Consider the following 14,340-nt stretch of genomic DNA (forward strand, 5'->3'; position numbering starts at 1 on the left):
AGCGCGGGCGTCACTCGGCCGCGTCCAGCTCGACCTGGACAATGAGCGGATGCAGAGCAGCGCGGACCGGCGCGATCTCGGCGGACTGGAACGGATCTTGGGCGTTGCGGCTCACGCGTTCGACGGTGCCGACCAGCAGGCCGCGGCGGATGCCGGACTCGAGGCCCGAGGTCACGATTGTGTCGCCCGGCAGGACCTTTTCGGTGTCCGGGATCAGATTGATAGCGAGTCCGAGTCCGCGGTCGCCTTCGAGGACGCCGAGAGTGTTCGCGGTATTCTGGATCGCGACGGCGACCCGGCTCTGGCTCGCGGTGAGCGGCAGGACGAGCGCGGTGGCGCGGCGGACGGCGGCGATCTTGCCGACGAGGATCCCGTCATGCGTCACGACCGCCTGGCCGTTTCTGAGGTCGTGATCCGAGCCGCGATCGATGACCAGGTAGCGGGTGAAGCCGTCGTCATGTTCATAGATGACCCGGGCAGCGAGCAGTTCGGCGGCGGCGCCATCGCGGTAATCCAGGGCCTCGCGCAATTCCCGAGCTTCTTCGGCAGCGGTCCGGAGGCGCGAGAGTTCAAGCTGCAAGGCCTCGAGTTCTTCCGGCGTCGCGGTCCGGGTCAGCGCGGCATCATCGGCCGACGAACGCAGGGAACCGAGCCAGCCGGTCGAAGCGGAACGCACGGCGTTGGCCGGGACGGACAAAAGTTTCGAGGTTGTTCCGATAGCGCCGTCAAGCCAGCCCAGGCCGTACAAAGCGAAAAGCAGCGCGCCGGCGGCGAGCAACAGCCAGAGCTTGTTCCGGTTGCGGTTGTTGGTGGGCCTTCTCATATTCAAAGCGGACACGACGCCGTTCGTGTCCGATCATTCGGCCGTCTTATTCCTGATAAATTAGGCAAAATCTAGCGTTTGTTGTTCTCGGCTTCCTGCGAGGATGGTAGCGCGATATCCCGGAGCAGTTCAGGATTGTCGAGCAGGATGCCGGTGCCGCGCACGACGCAAGTCAGCGGATCGTCGGCGACCCGGACCGGAATCTCGGCGGCCTTGGAGATGACCGAGTCGAGCGCCCGGAGCAGCGCGCCGCCGCCGGTCATGACGATCCCCCGCTCGTAGATGTCCGCGACCAGTTCCGGCGGCGTGACCTCGAGCGTGGATTTGATGTTCTCGACCATGGTCCGCACCGATTTGGCGAGCGCTTCGCGGATCTGTTCGTCGGTGACGATGATCTCGCGCGGCAGGCCGGTGATCATGTCGCGGCCGCGCATCTCCATCTGCATGGGCTCGCCGGTGTCGGCGGCCGAACCGATCTTCATCTTGATGTTCTCCGCCACTTTTTCGCCGAGGAGCAGGTTGAAATTCTCGCGGGCGTACTGGACGATGTTCTTGTTCAGGACCTCGCCGGCGATCGGCAGGGACTTCCAGGTGACGACGCCGCCGAGCGAGATCACGGCGATCTCGGTGGTGCCGCCGCCGATGTCGATGACCATATTGCCGACCGGTTCCGTGATCGGGAGACGTGCTCCGATGGCGGCGGCCATGGGTTCCTCGACGAGAAAGACCTCGCGGGCGCCGGCGTTGAGCGCCGCGTCCTCGACGGCTTTGCGTTCGACTTCGGTGAGATCGAGCGGCACGCCAATGATGATGCGCGGCCGCGGCGCGAATAGGAAGGAATTCGAGTTGATCTTCTCGATGAAGTAACGCAGCATTTTTTCCGTGACCTCGAAGTCGGAGATGATGCCAGCGACGAGCGGTTTCACGGTCGCGATATGCGCTGGCGTCTTACCGATCATGTCCTTGGCGGCGTTGCCGACCGCGAGGATCTGTCCGGTCCGGGTGTTCACGGCGACGACCGACGGTTCATTGGCAACGATGCCCTTGTCCTTGCAATAGACGAGAGTGTTGGCGGTTCCGAGGTCGATGCCCAGGTCAGTCGAGAATTTTCCGAAAAAACTGTTGAACATTTTGCGTGTTCATTAGGCTTGAAGCCATTTTCGATCCGCAGGCAGTATAGCCGCCCGGACGCAATGGCGCAAGACCGGCTTCAGGCCTGAGCTTGCCCTAAAACGACGCGATGATCAGCGGCGGACGGACAGCGATATGAAGAAGAATTCGACGAGTGTCAGCGCGGCGATCATGAGTATGGAGTTGAAGGTCGTGAGGAGCGCTCGGCTCTGGAGGAATAAGGCGGCGACGAGCAACAGCGCGAGCAGGATCGCCTGGCGGAAGGAGACCAATACCTGGCGCGTGATGAGCGGGTCGTTCCGAAGCAACAGATAACGGACGGCAAAACCGCCGAGTGAAAGCGTGCCGACGAGCGCGAGCCACAGGCAGAGGTAAAAGATGGCGATGATAATGGCGTGGGCTCGGTCCGGATCGACCGCTAGGAGGATCAGACCGACACCGATCCAGGTGGCGGCCGTGCTCGCGGACATGAAGCCGACGTATTGGCGCAACGTCATAATGGCCGAATTATATCATAAGTTGCGAAGAGACGGAGTCAGGGAGAGACGAAGAGGCGGAGTCGGAAAAGATCTTGACTCCGTCACTCCATGACTCCGTCACTTCGAATCATCCCCTGAACTCGCAGATATCCGCGAAGTCGCAGAAATCGCAGTGGCGACCGGGCGTCGGCGTGTAGTCGCCGCCACGGATCCGGTCGATCTCCGCGCTCACGCCCTCCTCGAAGGCGACTAGCTCGTCGTCTTTGGCCAGGAAGCTGACCTTGGTGCCGTCCTCCAGATATTCGTAGGTCAGGCGGCCGGGTTTGAGGCCCAGGAGCCGGCCCGCGGCGATCTGATAAAGCATCAGCTGGCGCTTGTCCTCGGCCTTGACCTTGGTCTCGCCTTTCGACTGGCCGGTCTTGTAGTCGATGATCTCGACTTCGCCGCCCGGCAGCTTGTCGATGCGGTCGATCTTGCCGCGCACCCAGTAGGAACCGAGCCTGACCTTGAAGTCTTTTTCAAGGAAGAGCGGCTCCGGATGCAGTTCGGTGACGCGTCTGTAGAACGAATCGAGGATGGCGCGGCCTTTCTTGCGGTAGCTGTCCTTGATCTGGGCGGTCGGATACCAGTCGTCGATCCAGGCGGCCTCGTACATCTTCTCGAGCTCTTCGCGCGAGACCGGCACCGCGTCCTGGTCCGCCGCGGCGGCGGCTCCGAACAACTGCTGTTGGCCCATCCCCCGCCGGTCGGCGTATTCTTCCATGAATTTCTGGAGCGTCGAGTGGATGGTCTTGCCGAAGCTGAAGTGGCCCTTGCCGAAGAGCGGCAGTTTCAGCACGTGGGCGTATTTATATTGCAGCGGGCATTTGGCGTAGGCCGCGAGCTGCGTGAAACTGAAGTAATTGGGCGGCGCGAGTTTGGGCGCGGCTGACGGCCCCTTGGCGGCCGGGAGATCCGGCAGCGTTTCTACGGACGGGGCGGCCGCGGATGTCGGCTCAAAACCGAGCTCGGCGATGAAGCGCGACGGTTTTTTCTTGGTCTTGCCGCCGTAATCCTCGGCCGAGGTGAAGAACAGGCCGTCCTTGGCGCGGGTCATGGCGACGTAGAACAGGCGGCGTTCCTCTTCGAGATGCATGTCGCCTTCGGGGATCTTTTCTTTGGCGAGCGCGTCCGGCAGTTCGATGCCGCCGCCGCGTTCGATCGAGGGGAAGCGTTTGTCGACCAGGTTGACCACGAAGACATACGGGAATTCGAGGCCTTTGGCCGCGTGGACGGTCATGAGCCGGACCATGTCCGGTCCGGTCTCGACGTCGAAGCTGAGCGAGCCTTCGTCGCCGGAATCGCGCTCGATGGCGAATTCTTCCATGAAGTGGCGGAGCGTCGGCTCGTCGTGGCCGGCTTCGAACCGGCGCAGCCGCGACAGGAACTGGTTCAGATGGCTCGAGCGTTCGCGCGCCTCGGCGGTGTCGTCGCGTTTGAGTTCGGCCGCGTAGCCGGAATCATAAAGGAAGCGCACCAGCATCTCGGAGACGTTCTTGCGGCCGGCGAGCTGGGAATGTGTGGCGAGCTGGCCGAGCAGGCGGTCGATCGTCCGGCTCGTCTCCGGTTTCAGCCGCAGTAGTTCTTGTTTCTTGAGCGTCTCGTAGAGCGACTCGGCCTTGCGGCGGGCCTGATGCGTCAGATTGACCAGGTCTTCGCCGTCGATGCGGTACGGCGGCGAGGACAGGACGCGGTAGAGCGCCGGACTCTCGTGGTAGTTGTCGAGCAGTTTGAAATAGGCCAGGCAGTCGAGCACCACCGGCTTGGCGTAGAGGCCTTTGAGCGCCAGGAATTGGTACGGGATGCCGCGACGCTGGAGTTCATAGGAGAAGGCGTCGGCGCTGGAGTTCGAGCGCGCCAGGATGCAGAAGTCGCTCCACTGGCCGTCTTGGAGGCCGTTCTTGATCTCCGTGATGCGATCGGCCACGCCGGCCACTTCATCCTCCGCGGTGGCGAAATGCAGGTGCTCGATCGGGGCGACGCCCGGACGGTTGGCCAGCAGTCGTTTGCTCGCGGCCGCGCCCAGACGGACTTCAAGGCGGTTGGGGTCGTTCTGTTTGATGAAATCATGCGCTCGGTCGAGGATATTCTGGCGCGAGCGGTAGTTCTGGGTCAGCAGGATCTCGGCGGCGTCCGGAAAATCATCCTTGAACTGCAGGATGTTGGCCACGGAGGCGCCGCGGAACTTGTAGATGGCCTGGTCGTCGTCGCCGACCACCACGATGTTGCCATCCTGAGGCACGAGCAGTTTCAGAAGTTCGTACTGCGCCCAGTTCGTATCCTGGAATTCGTCGACGATGATCTGTTTGAACTGAGCACGATATTTGTCCAGCAAGCGGCGGCGCGTCTTGAAGAGCCGCAAGGTGTAGAGCAGCAGGTCGCCGAAATCGAGACAGCCGTTGTCGAGCAGTAGTTTCTGGTAGACGTGGTAGGCGTTGGCGATCTCGGCGAGCCGGGACCGTTCTTCGGCCTCGGTCGCCACGTCCTGATCGAGCGCGGCGTTCTTCACGAACTCAAGATACTCCTCCGGCGAGACGGCTTCGTCTTTGGCGCGCGAGAAATGGCCGAGCAGCGCGTGGATAAACTTGGCCGGATTGCCGAGCGGCCGGTAGTAGTCGAGATCGAACTTGTCGAGGTTGCGGCGGACGAGCAGATAGGCGTCGGTCTCGTTAAGCAGCCGGAAGTCGTCCGGCAGGCCGATCTCGAGCGCGTGCTCATGCAGGATCCGCTGGCAGAAAGCGTGGAAAGTCGAGATCCAAAGATCGGTGTAACCCAAAGGCAGGAGCGCGTCGACCCGCTCCACCATTTCGCCGGCGGCCTTGTCGGTGAAGGTCAGCGCCAGGATCTCTTCCGGTTTGGCGCGGGCGGTCTGCACCAGCCAGGCGATGCGGCGCGAGATGACCATGGTCTTGCCGGTCCCGGCGCCAGCGACGATCAACAACGGTCCGTCGCCGTGGACGACCGCCTGTTGCTGGGCGGCGTTCAGATCGGCCAACAACGGATCAGTGGCCGCGGCTGGCGGCGTTTCGACGGTCGGCACGGGTTTGCTCTTTTTGACGGTCACACCTTGACTGCGGGGTTAACTCGTGATTAGATTGGATGTCGCGTATTTCGTACTTTCTAATCCAAAGGAGGATCAGATGTCCAGGATACTCGTGGTTGATGACGATCAGGTGATCAGGGAACTGCTCCGCGAATGCCTGTCGGCCGAAGGGCACGAGGTTTGCGAGGCCGCGAGCGCCGAAGAAGCGCTTAAGCTCATTGCTTCCGGCATCAAGTTCGACGTCATGGTCACGGACATGGAGATGCCTGGCCAGAGCGGCGCCGAGCTCATCGGCGGCCTGCGCCAGCGCGGCTTCCGCCAGCGGATGGTCGTCGTTTCCGGCCAGTCTTGGCTGGATGTGGTGCCAGGCGCCGATGATGTCATCGCCAAGCCGTTCCATCTGGAGCGGCTGATCGACGCCGTCAGACGTTCGGACTGAACGTCTCAGCCCCCTCTTTCAGGAGGGGGTTTTCTTATATCTGGAAACTGACGACAGCGTTCATTGTACCCGGATGGGGGCAGGATTAAAAGTTGGAGAGTGCAGGAGTGCTGAAGTACTGGAGTGCAGGAGTGCTGAAGTACTGGAGTGCAGGAGTGTGGGAGAGACGGAGTCATGTCGCTCGCGAGCGACGTGGTGGAGTCAGGGAGCAATCATAACTCCCCAACTCCCACACTCCTTCACTCTCTCGTTATTAATTATGAAAAACCCCGCGTCAGGACGACGCGGGGCTGGTCTTAGAGAGCGCAACGCTCAGAGCGGCCGCATGGGCAGAGTGCCGGCGGCAAGCCAGGCGCGGATCTGCTTGGTGCCCACGAGCTTCACGTTGATGCCGTAGTTCGTCTTGAGCAGGGCGACCTTTTCTTTGGCTTTGGCCTTGAAGTCGGAATTCATCCCTTTGGCTTCGAGGCCGTGGATGACCTCTTCCTGGCCAGTCGTCTCGTCGCGCCAGACGAAAGCCTGCTTGTCGAAGATGAAGTCAGGCACGTAGATGACGGCCGTGTGTCCCGTGCGCTGCGGCGGGCGTCTCAGGACGAATTTGACGTTCGGCGTGAACGCCACCTTCATCTTATGGAGAAGTTGAGCCAGGAGGAATTCCCCTTCCGTGGCGTATTGGATCCCCTTGTAGATGAGGTCGGCTTTGCTTTTCCTGCCGCAGCCGCCGACATCTGTGCTCTTCAGAATGACGCCGTCCCAATTAGCAAGGTCAGTCAGTTCTGCCATTGCGTCTCTCCGATCTGTTGTTGAAAGAGCGTATTTCTAACCTGACATATCAGCTGGCTGGCGTCAAATGAAATAACGCCGCTTAAAACGGCGTCATTTCCGGCAGGCAACCGCCTGATCGGCGGAGCTTATTTTTGGGCTTTCTGGGCCAGATCGGATGGCTTTTTCTTGGCTGAATACAGTAAGAGGATCTTTTCTCCCAGTTTCCGGTGATCGTTGATGTTCAACAGGCCTTTCACGGCGTCGAAACCGATGATCGCATCGGCCGGATCTTTGGCTTTGTTGAGAACTTTGACCATGACCTTGACGGCTTCCTCTTTGGCGTCAGCGTCAATCTCCTCGGCCTCGGTTTCAATCCCGGACGCTTCCATTCCGCGCTGTTCCAAAGTATCGGCCACCAGTTCGCGGATGGAATGGATGAATGTGCGCGCCAGCGCTTCGGTGCCGCTATTGTCGAGCTCGAAGACCACCCGATTGTCGTCGAGAGGGACGATCTTGGCTTCCTGGAAGCGCTCCAGCCGCGGGTGCCGCGATCCGAAGCTGACGAGTCGGGCCACGAGCGTCCGGTATTCGCCGTCGTTCTCCCGGTCGAGCCGGGTCTTGGGTCGGAGCTGGCCGCGGTTGATGTATTGTTCCTCAAGCAGCGTCAGGGTCGCGTCCACGAGGCGGGTGGCGAGGCCGGATCTGTCCGGCGAATTCGCGTAGAGCGGCTCGTAAGCCAGGCGCAGATGGCGGATGAACGCGGAGGCATCGCGGGCGACTTGGGACGCTTCCAGCGGCCGGGCGGATTCTTTTTTCTCAACCTTGGCCGGTTGCGTCGGAGCATTTTCGATCCTTGGCGGCCGAGGCGGCTTGTCGCGGTGTTCCACTGGCGCGGTCTCGGCTTTGAGGGTCGGCGCCGGAATCGGCGGTTCGGCCTGTTCTTCGCGTTCAGGCGCTGGCACTAAAATTTTCGGCGCGGCCTTTTCCTGGCGTTCAGTCGCCGGTCGGTCGGTTTCCGCGGCCGCCGCGACGCCGAAACCTCCGCGGTTCAGTTCCGCGGTGATGATATCTTCCCGTTTGCGCTGCAGCGCTTTGCCGTACCAGTCTTTCCAGGTCTGGTTCTCTCTCCAATATTGCCGGCCGCCTTCGCGCCAATAATCATTGGCGATCTGGTTCAGGTTCGGCGGCAGGATATCCGGGTCGGCTGACCGGCTTTTCTTTTCGATCCAGGGTTCTTCGCCAATGTTGATCATCTGGTATTGCGGCACGAGCTGACTCTTCGAACCGGAAATTTCCTTGCGGCCGTATTTCCACTTGGGCAGCCAGACATCAGGCGCGTCATCCTGGCTGCGCTGCGGATCGAAATGCAGGCGGAGGCCGCCTTCATTCTCTTTGCCGTCCAGGCTGCGGCGCAGTTTTTCGCAGTAAGCGAGCATTTCTTCCGGGGACACTTCGCCGGAAGTGATCTGGGCGGCCAGGGCTTCGGGCAGCCGGATCGCGGTCCGCTGAGGATGCCGGGTGATCTCGGGTTGGCCGGTCTGTTCGTTCAGCCGCTGCTTGGTCTCGAAAATCAGAAAGCCGCCCGTTTCCCGGTCGGGTTTCAACAGATAATTCTGGAAGACCCATTTATTGGGCCGCTGGCGGGTCCTTTCGACGTTCTCTCTTTTTTCCGGCTGCCGGGGTTCAGGTGCCGGCTCATTCTCCGGCCGGGTCTCTTCAAAAGTCTCCGGTTCGGTCTGGTCGGCGGCGTAGCGCGCCTTCAGATCAGCCTGCGCCGTTTCGTCTAGTTTTAGAAAATCCTCGTCTTGCCAGATCGAGGAAAAATCAGGTTTAGCGCCGCCGGCAGCGTAAAGCCCGGCGACCACCTTCAGTCTTTCTTCAACGATAGCGGTTCCGGTTCCGGGTTCAGCCTGCTCATCCGGTCGTGTCCGTTTGGGGTCGGCCATAGATATACTTGAAGGATATACCTCTATAGGTTACCAAAATTCAGCCTGGACGTCAATCCGTAAAGTTGTCAGCGAGTCTTGACAAGACAGGTATTTTGTGCTATATTAAGCCGTTATCGTTCCTTCATAATTGATGATCGCACTAAGCGTTCCGAGCCATCGCGTAAGCGGCGGCCAAGGACGTTTCACATAGAGCACAATAGCGATAAGCGGCGGCTCCATGGTGGGGCTGTCGCGCGATTCACGCCGCTGGTCCCGTCGGGAACTGCGGCGCCACTCACCCCTCTACGGAGGGCACGGAAGCGCTTCGGCGCTAAGGAGAGTCAGATGAGCCAGAACCGCAACCAGAAGAATCAGCAGCGCGCCCAAGTCAACGCCGGTAACGGCAAGAACTGCCAGCAGATCGAGATCGTCTTCGCCGAACAGACGTTCGACGGCCACAAACGGATGATCAGCTACCTGGGCGACGGTACGGTGGTCCACCCCGGCACGCGCCGGTTCCACCCCAAGGCCGGCACCAAGTATCTCTGCTCCGTGAGATCCGTCGGTCGCGGCAAGGTCGGTCTTGCCAAGCCGGCGCTGCCCTACACGCTGTCCCCCAGCGAGTGGGTCGCTGCCAGCGAGCTCCGCACCTGCCTCGTGGCCACGCTGACGTTCCGCAAGCAGAATCGTCAGGACCGGAACGGCCAGGAAAGCGTGCGGCTGATCGCCTGGGACAACGGCCAGGCCGTGTTCCCCGACGACGGCGTCGAGATGCCGGTCGAGAAGCCGGTTACCTGTCTGTTGCGCGAGGCGGGAACGGTGGCGTTCGCGCTGCCGCTCACGATCGAGGCTCAAACCTCACAGACCGGTCTCGTAACGTTGGCGGAAGTGGCCGGTGAGCTCAGTCTCAAGGATCTGGCTTTCGTCATCGTTCGCGATACGATGGCCAAGCTGGGTACGCTCGGCACGCCGCGCAGCGAAAGCGATGTCGAGGATGTCCGGCGGTATCGCAACATCTACGAGATCCTCGGGGTTCCGGAAACAGCGACAGCCGATGAGATCCGGCGCGCGTACAAGTCCAAGGCGCCAGCGGTCCATCCGGATCGCGTACTCCAGGCTTTCGGAGGCAAGGACAAGGCTCCGGTCTTGGTCCGCAAGAATGCCGAGAATTACTTCGCGGCGCTCACCGAGGCGCACGAACGGGCTCTCGAACTCATCGAGCGGCGCGGTCGGAGCGCAGAGAAGCCGGTCGCGGCGAACAAGCCCAAGGCCGAAACAGCCAAGGTCGCGACCCCCGTGGTCAAGACCGAAGCTCCGAAGCCCGTGGCGAAGCCGAGATCGTCGGTCGTCGTGAAGCCCGGCGTCGAGGACATCGCTGAGATGCTCGTCGCCGCTGTCTGCGGCGTGAGTTCCACCAAGGACCTGGCTGATGAGGTCGAGCGGGACAAGCGCGTCGCCGTCAAGGAAGCTGCTGAAGCCAAGGCTAAGGCCAAGGCCGAAGCCGCCAAGAAGGCCAGAGCCAAAGCTAAGGCCGAAGCCGCCAAGAAGGACATGAGCGCGATGACCGCCAAGGAGAAGTTCGAAGCCAAGTACGGCGACAAGGCGAAGACCACGGCCGCAGCCTCCAAGCAGGCCAAGGTCGAGGCCAAGCCGGTCGAGGAGAATGGCCAGAAGTCGCTCGCCGAGCAGCTTCAGAGCCTGAAACTCGGCCAGTAGCCGAAGCGATCATCATCCTACCCAGTTCTTTCTCGCCTAATAAAGCGGCCCGACACTCGTCGGGCCGCTTTTACATTTTGGTAAGTTGCGGAGTCAGATGGCTTCGTCTCTTCGTAACTCCATGACTTCGTCTCTGTTCATACTTTCAACCCAAATAATCCCACCGTATTCTTCAAAGTCCGCGCCGCGACCTCCTCGACCGGCAACTGCCTGATCCTGGCGATCTCGGCCGCCACGAATCTCACGTTCGCGGGCTCGTTGCGTTCGCCGCGATGCGGCACAGGCGCGAGATACGGTGCGTCGGTCTCGACGATCAGTCGGTCGAGCGGTACCTGCCGCGCGATGTCGGCCAACACCTCGCCTTTGGCTTTGTCCGCGGCCCGCGGCGGATAGGTCACGATGCCGGTGAAAGAAATATAGAATCCGAGATCCAGATAGCGCGCCGCGTCCTTCCAGGAGCCGGTGAAACAATGGATGTCGCCGCGCACCGGGCGGCCGGCGGTGCGATACTCTTCGAGGATGGCGATGACGTCGTCGTGCGCGTCGCGGCAGTGGATCATGACCGGCAGCCCGGTCTCGAGGCTCAGGTCGAGATGCGACCGGAAGACCCGCGCCTGGCGGGCCTTGAATTCGGCTTCAGCGACATTTTTGGGACGATGAAAATAATCCAGGCCGCATTCGCCGAGGCCGACGACTTTCGACGAGCGGCCGATGAGTTCGCGGTAACGCGCGGCGTCAAAAATCTCCTCGCTGCCCTGAGCGGAGGTCTCTTCCTCGTCGGCCTCCCGCTCGAACAGATGAATGGGGTGCAGGCCGATGATGCTCCAGACGCCGTCGTATTTCTCCGCCAGGTCGACCGCCGCCGCGCTCGTGTCGCGCTGCGTGCCGACCGTGATGAGGCCGATCCCCTGCTCCAAAGAACGCCGGATGACCGCTTCGGCGTCGTCCTGGTACGCGTTGAAATTGACGTGGCAATGCGCGTCGATGAGTTTGAGTTGGGCCGGGGCCATACTAGGGACGCAATTTATTCAGGACCTTGAGCGCGTTATCGGTCGTGGTTCTGGAGACCTCCTCGATGCTCGCGCCGCGGATCCCGGCCACGGCGGCGGCCACGGAGAGCAGATAACTCGGTTCGTTGCGGCGGATGCTGAACGGGTCCGGCGTCAGGTGCGGACAGTCGCTTTCGAGCACCAGTCTAGTGAGCGGCGCTTTCTTGATGATCTCGGTCTGATAGGAACCGTGGGTCAGCAGTCCGGTGAGTGACAGCATGAAATCGACGTTGAAATAGCGGCGCGCCTGTTTCCAGTTGCCGGAATAGCAGTGGACGATGCCGCGGCAGTCGAAGCCGCGCGAGGTCTTGTCCCAGGTCTCGAGGAGTTCGAGCAGATCGTCGTGCGCCTCGCGGCAATGCAGAAGGAGCGGCAGCCGCAGCTCTTCCGACAGCTGGAGGAATTTGCGGAGGACCTTTTTCTGGTTCGCTTTGATGAGTTCCGCGAGGTGCGCCTGCGGGTGGCGGCGCGGCACGTCGGGCAGTTCGTGATAGTCGAGTCCGCACTCGCCCAGCGCGACGACCTTCGGATGCCGGGCCAGCTCGGAGAATTTTTCCAGGTCGAGCAGCTTGTCCTCCGCCAGTTCTTCGGCGCTCACTTTGAGCGGATGCAGGCCGATGGCCGCGTAGACGCCGTTCGGGTAGCGCTCGGCGATCTCCACCGCGCGTTTCGACGAAGCGTAGTCGCTGCCGAGCGTGATCGCCCAGACCTCGTTCTGCTGGGCGTGCTTCACGACGATGTCGAGATCCTGGGCGTAGATGTCCGAATCCAGGTGGGCGTGAGTGTCGATGTATTTGGGCATAAGGCGCGAGCCGGCGCGGAACGGTCCGAAGTTAGATCACGGAGTTGAGGAGCCGGACGGCTTCCGGCAGCAGCGGCGAGAACAGCGAACCGATGAGCGCGAGCGGCCGGATGAACGGCGAATTCTGCAGCAGGAGATCGAAAGCCACGCTCACCGGGAAGCGGCTGATGAAGTAGACGGCGACGCTGAGATACAGGGTGCCCTCGAGCAAACCGAAGGCGGCGCCCAGCAGGCGGTTGATGGTCTTGGTGAACGGGATGATGGCGATGATCTTGAAGACCTTGTCGATGAGGCTGAGGAGCAGCCCGAAAAGTTTTCCCGTGAGCAGGAAGAGGAACAGGAACGAGAGGATCGAAGCCAGGCTGAGGTTGTCGCCGATGAGGGGCGAAAGCCAGGCGGCGACGCCGGCGTAATAATGCCCGGCCACGGCCACGCCGACGAACAGGCCGACCAGGGCGCCGACCATGTGGATAAGACCGAACCAGAAGCCGGCCAGGATGAACCCGCCGAGCAGGACCAGTATCGCGATATCGATCACCGACATAAGCGTCGAGTTAAGCCTTGTTCTCGCTTTCGATCCGCGGGAAAAGCGGCTCGCCTTTCGCTATCTTAGCACCTTCCGGCAAACCGCCCCAGACCTTGGCCTCGGACCAGGATTTTTTGGCGTCCGCGGCGGCCGCGCCCAGCTGTTCGAGCATCCGGGCGGAAACGTCGGGCATGAAAGGCCGGAGCATCCAGGCGGTCTGGCGCAGGTGCTCGAGCAGGTAGTAGATGGTCTTCGCGAGCGCCGGGCGGTCGGTCTTCGCGAGCGCCCAGGGCTTGGTCTCGTCGATGTGTTTGTTGTCCCAGCGCAGGCCGACCCAGATGACCTCGAGCGCGGCGCCGAAATCGGCCTGGCTTAGGGCGGCTTCGTAGTCCGCCCAGTCTTTGGCCTGGTCGATCGGAGCTTCGGCGCAGCCGCCGCCGTCCGCGGGCACGAGGCCGTCGAAATATTTCTCGGTCATGGAGAGGACGCGGTGGAGCAGGTTGCCGAGTTCGTTGCCCAGATCGTTTTGGTAGCGGCCGCTCAGGCGTTCGAACGAGAAGTCGCCGTCCTGGCCGAAATTGATCTCGCGCAGCAGGAAGTAGCGGATCGGATCGAAACCGAACTTCTTGACCAGCTCGCGCGGGTCGATGGCATTGCCCAGAGATTTGGAGATCTTGTCGCCGTTGATCGTGAAGAAACCGTGGGCGAAAACCTGTTCGGGCAGCGGCAGTCCGGCGGCCATAAGCATCGCCGGCCAGAGGGCGCAATGGAATTTGATGATGTCCTTGCCGACGAGATGGACCTGGGACGGCCAGAAGTTGGCGAAGCGCGCGTCGTCCGTGCCGTAGCCGATGCCGGAGAGATAATTGATGAGCGCGTCGAACCAGACGTAGATGACGCTCTTCGGATCGCCCGGAACCGGGATCCCCCACTTCACCGATTCGCGGGAAATGCTGATGTCAGCCATGAACTTGTCGACGTAGCTCCGGACCTCGTTGCGCCGCGATTCCGGCCGGATGAAATCCGGGTGGCTGTCGATGTGGTCGAGCAGCCTCTGGCGGTAGCTGGACAGGCGGAAGAACCAGTTCTTTTCCCGGATCTGTTTCGGCGGTTTCTTGTGGATCGGACAGTCGCCGTCGATGAGATCAGTCTCCGTGACGAACGCCTCGCAGCCTTCGCAGTAGAAGCCGCTGTACTCGCCGCGGTAGATGTCGTCCGGCTGGTTGGTCTTGACCGCTTCCCAGAATTTGTTGACCGCGGCGATATGGCGCGGCTCGGTCGTGCGGATGAAGCCGTCGAAGGTCAGTCCGAGCTCGGACCAGGTCTGCCGCCAGACGCCGCTCATCTCGTCGAGATATTTGCCGATGTCGCTCTCGCCGGCCTTGGCCGCGGCTGCGACGTTCTTCTGGCTGTTCTCATCCGTGCCGGTCAGCAAAAAAACCTCCTCGCCCAGGAGCCGGTGGTAGCGCGCCAGCACGTCGGCCGCGACGGTCGTGTAAGTATGGCCGATGTGCGGCCGGTCGTTGACGTAGTAGATCGGCGTCGTGATGTAGAATTTTTTATTCGCGGTCATAGGTTCGGTCAGTTGGCCGGAGCGGAC

The 14,340-nt window shown here is 61.5% G+C and carries 12 protein-coding genes; 2 read left to right on the plus strand and 10 right to left on the minus strand.

Annotation, left to right across the window (positions count from 1 at the left end):
• Window positions 1-10: 10 nt before the first annotated feature.
• The 4 genes from mreC to WCT10_01740 all read right to left on the minus strand — a co-directional run bounded on the left by mreC (window position 11) and on the right by WCT10_01740 (window position 5,536).
• On the minus strand, window positions 11-823 hold the full coding sequence (gene mreC, locus WCT10_01725; GenBank protein ID MFA6603544.1) for a rod shape-determining protein MreC: 813 nt from the start codon (window positions 821-823) through the stop codon (window positions 11-13).
• 71 nt (window positions 824-894) lie between these two features.
• Window positions 895-1,953 carry a rod shape-determining protein gene (locus WCT10_01730; GenBank protein MFA6603545.1) on the minus strand — a complete coding sequence of 353 codons (1,059 nt, stop codon included), beginning with the start codon at window positions 1,951-1,953 and terminating at the stop codon, window positions 895-897.
• 114 nt (window positions 1,954-2,067) lie between these two features.
• Window positions 2,068-2,451 (minus strand): hypothetical protein, encoded by a 384-nt coding sequence (locus WCT10_01735; GenBank protein ID MFA6603546.1) that lies wholly within the window; start codon window positions 2,449-2,451, stop codon window positions 2,068-2,070.
• Between the two features lie 109 nt (window positions 2,452-2,560).
• Window positions 2,561-5,536 carry a UvrD-helicase domain-containing protein gene (locus WCT10_01740; GenBank protein MFA6603547.1) on the minus strand — a complete coding sequence of 992 codons (2,976 nt, stop codon included), beginning with the start codon at window positions 5,534-5,536 and terminating at the stop codon, window positions 2,561-2,563.
• A 76-nt stretch (window positions 5,537-5,612) separates the two neighbouring features.
• Here WCT10_01740 and WCT10_01745 point away from each other — a divergent pair, with 76 nt between their 5' ends.
• Window positions 5,613-5,954: a response regulator gene (locus tag WCT10_01745; GenBank protein ID MFA6603548.1), complete on the plus strand. Its 342-nt coding sequence runs from the start codon at window positions 5,613-5,615 to the stop codon at window positions 5,952-5,954.
• Window positions 5,955-6,266: 312 nt separating this feature from the next.
• Here the strand turns inward: WCT10_01745 and WCT10_01750 are convergent, their stop codons facing one another.
• Window positions 6,267-6,737, minus strand: a complete 471-nt coding sequence (locus tag WCT10_01750; protein ID MFA6603549.1) for a hypothetical protein — start codon at window positions 6,735-6,737, stop codon at window positions 6,267-6,269.
• A 128-nt stretch (window positions 6,738-6,865) separates the two neighbouring features.
• Entirely contained in the window at window positions 6,866-8,665 is a 1,800-nt protein-coding gene (locus WCT10_01755; protein ID MFA6603550.1) for a hypothetical protein, read from the minus strand.
• A 327-nt stretch (window positions 8,666-8,992) separates the two neighbouring features.
• Between WCT10_01755 and WCT10_01760 the strand changes: the two genes are divergently transcribed.
• Complete coding sequence (locus WCT10_01760) at window positions 8,993-10,363, plus strand: J domain-containing protein (GenBank protein ID MFA6603551.1); 1,371 nt, start codon at window positions 8,993-8,995, stop codon at window positions 10,361-10,363.
• A gap of 137 nt (window positions 10,364-10,500) precedes the next feature.
• Here WCT10_01760 and WCT10_01765 read toward each other — a convergent pair whose 3' ends face one another.
• The 4 genes from WCT10_01765 to metG are packed head-to-tail and all read right to left on the minus strand — an operon-like array spanning window position 10,501 to window position 14,313.
• Window positions 10,501-11,373: a TatD family hydrolase gene (locus WCT10_01765; protein MFA6603552.1), complete on the minus strand. Its 873-nt coding sequence runs from the start codon at window positions 11,371-11,373 to the stop codon at window positions 10,501-10,503.
• A gap of 1 nt (window position 11,374) precedes the next feature.
• Window positions 11,375-12,214 carry a TatD family hydrolase gene (locus WCT10_01770; GenBank protein MFA6603553.1) on the minus strand — a complete coding sequence of 280 codons (840 nt, stop codon included), beginning with the start codon at window positions 12,212-12,214 and terminating at the stop codon, window positions 11,375-11,377.
• 31 nt (window positions 12,215-12,245) lie between these two features.
• On the minus strand, window positions 12,246-12,758 hold the full coding sequence (locus WCT10_01775) for a CvpA family protein (protein ID MFA6603554.1): 513 nt from the start codon (window positions 12,756-12,758) through the stop codon (window positions 12,246-12,248).
• A gap of 10 nt (window positions 12,759-12,768) precedes the next feature.
• Window positions 12,769-14,313 carry a methionine--tRNA ligase gene (metG, locus tag WCT10_01780; protein MFA6603555.1) on the minus strand — a complete coding sequence of 515 codons (1,545 nt, stop codon included), beginning with the start codon at window positions 14,311-14,313 and terminating at the stop codon, window positions 12,769-12,771.
• Window positions 14,314-14,340: the final 27 nt, after the last annotated feature.

This window comes from Patescibacteria group bacterium, assembly GCA_041667185.1.
Classification (GTDB): Bacteria; Patescibacteriota; Patescibacteriia; order SG8-24; family SG8-24; genus JBAYFM01.

Coding starts and splice junctions, on each gene's coding strand:
- mreC (MFA6603544.1), bottom strand. CDS start 823: ATGAGAAGGCCCACCAACAACCGCAACCGGAACAAGCTCTGGCTGTTG.
- WCT10_01730 (MFA6603545.1), bottom strand. CDS start 1,953: ATGTTCAACAGTTTTTTCGGAAAATTCTCGACTGACCTGGGCATCGAC.
- WCT10_01735 (MFA6603546.1), bottom strand. CDS start 2,451: ATGACGTTGCGCCAATACGTCGGCTTCATGTCCGCGAGCACGGCCGCC.
- WCT10_01745 (MFA6603548.1), top strand. CDS start 5,613: ATGTCCAGGATACTCGTGGTTGATGACGATCAGGTGATCAGGGAACTG.
- WCT10_01750 (MFA6603549.1), bottom strand. CDS start 6,737: ATGGCAGAACTGACTGACCTTGCTAATTGGGACGGCGTCATTCTGAAG.
- WCT10_01755 (MFA6603550.1), bottom strand. CDS start 8,665: ATGGCCGACCCCAAACGGACACGACCGGATGAGCAGGCTGAACCCGGA.
- WCT10_01760 (MFA6603551.1), top strand. CDS start 8,993: ATGAGCCAGAACCGCAACCAGAAGAATCAGCAGCGCGCCCAAGTCAAC.
- WCT10_01765 (MFA6603552.1), bottom strand. CDS start 11,373: ATGGCCCCGGCCCAACTCAAACTCATCGACGCGCATTGCCACGTCAAT.
- WCT10_01770 (MFA6603553.1), bottom strand. CDS start 12,214: ATGCCCAAATACATCGACACTCACGCCCACCTGGATTCGGACATCTAC.
- WCT10_01775 (MFA6603554.1), bottom strand. CDS start 12,758: ATGTCGGTGATCGATATCGCGATACTGGTCCTGCTCGGCGGGTTCATC.
- metG (MFA6603555.1), bottom strand. CDS start 14,313: ATGACCGCGAATAAAAAATTCTACATCACGACGCCGATCTACTACGTC.